This window comes from Kitasatospora sp. NPDC004799, from assembly GCF_040609095.1.
In the GTDB taxonomy this organism is placed as follows: Bacteria; Actinomycetota; Actinomycetes; order Streptomycetales; family Streptomycetaceae; genus Kitasatospora.
Genome location: NZ_JBEXJK010000769.1, coordinates 1 through 1640, shown reverse-complemented (window position 1 = coordinate 1640; position 1640 = coordinate 1). Strand labels below are relative to the sequence as shown.

Sequence of the window (1640 nt, the reverse complement as noted above, 5' to 3'; positions counted from 1 at the left end):
CCGATCTCGCGCCGAGCTGGACCCGGCCGCCGGCGCCCTGCTGCGCGCCGTGCTGTTCCGGCCCGCCGACGGCGCCCGGCCGCAGCTCTTCCTGACCGCCCACCACCTCGCCGTGGACAGCGTCTCCTGGCGGGTGCTGCTCGCCGACCTGGCCCAGGCCTACCGGCAGGCCGCCGAGGGCGCCGCCCCCGCCCCGGAGCCCGAGCCCACCGCGTTCACCGACTGGGCCCACCGGCTCGCCGGGCTGGTCCGCTCCGGCGGCCTCGACCGGGACCTCCCGTACTGGACCGCCGAGACCGCGGCCCCCGTCGAGCCGCTGCCCGTCGACCTGCCCGGCACCCCCACGGCCGGCTCGGTGCGCACCCTGCGCACCCGGCTCGACCGGGCCGTCACCGGGGCGCTGCTGCGCAAGGTCCCCGAGGTCTACCGGACCCAGGTCAACGACGTGCTGCTCAGCGCGCTGGCCCGGGCCCTCGCCGACTGGACCGGCACCGGGCGGGTCACCGTCGCCCTGGAGGGCCACGGCCGCGAGGACCTCTTCGACGACCTCGACCTCTCCCGCACCGTCGGCTGGTTCACCACCCAGTACCCCGTCACCCTCGCCCCGGCGGGCCCGGCCGGCGCCCCGGACTGGGCCGCCACCCTCAAGCAGGTCAAGGAGCGGCTGCGCGCGGTGCCCCACCGCGGCCTGAGCTACGAGGCCCTGGCCCGGCTCGGCGCGCCCGGCGCCCTGACCGACCGCCCGCTGCCGCAGGTCTGCTTCAACTACCACGGGCAGTGGACCGCCCCCGAGGGCGGCGACTTCGCCCCGGCCGGCGAGGCCCCGGGCCGGGACCTCGCCCCGGACCAGCCGCCCGCCCACCTGCTGGACGTCTCCGCCGTGGTCGCCGACGGCGAGCTGGAACTCACCTGGCACTACAGCGAGTCGGTGCACCGCGAGGCCACCGTGCGGGCGCTGGCCGAGGCCACCGCCGCCGCGCTGACCGCCCTCGTCGAGCACTGCGCGAGCCCCGGCGCCGGCGGCCGCACCCCCTCCGACTTCCCGCTCGCCGGGCTCGACCAGGCCGCGCTGGACCGGCTGGTCGGCGACGGCCGGGACGTCGAGGACCTGCTGCCGCTCACCCCGCTCCAGGAGGGCATGCTCTTCCACCGGCTGGTCGGCGGCCCCGACGACGTCTACCTGGACCAGGCCGACCTGCTGCTGGAGGGCGTCGCCGACCCGCGGGCCTTCGCCCTGGCCTGGCAGAGGGTCGCCGACCGGACGCCCGCGCTGCGCACCTCGGTGGTCTGGGAGGGCGTCCCCGCCCCGCTCCAGGTGGTGCGCCGGGGCGTCACGCTGCCGGTGACCCACCTCGACCTGCGGGCCGCCGACCCGGCCGAACGCGCCGAACGGCTGGACCGGCTGCGCGCGGAGGACCTCGCGCTCGGCCTGGACATCGCCACCGCCCCGCTCACCCGGCTCACCCTGGTCCGGCTGCCCGAGGCCCGGCTCCGGCTGCTGTGGACCTCCCACCACCTGATCCTGGACGGCTGGAGCCTCGCCCAGGTGCTCACCGACGTGTTCGCCGAGTACGCGGCGCTCACCGCCGGCGGCGCGCCCGCCCCGGCGGTGCGACGGCCCTTCGCCGACTACGTGCACT

1 protein-coding gene is annotated in these 1640 nt (G+C 78.0%); it reads left to right on the top strand.

Features of this window, described 5'->3' with window-relative positions:
* Positions 1–1640: condensation domain-containing protein (locus ABZW03_RS40660; RefSeq protein WP_355269882.1), on the top strand; the 1640-nt coding region annotated here is incomplete at both ends.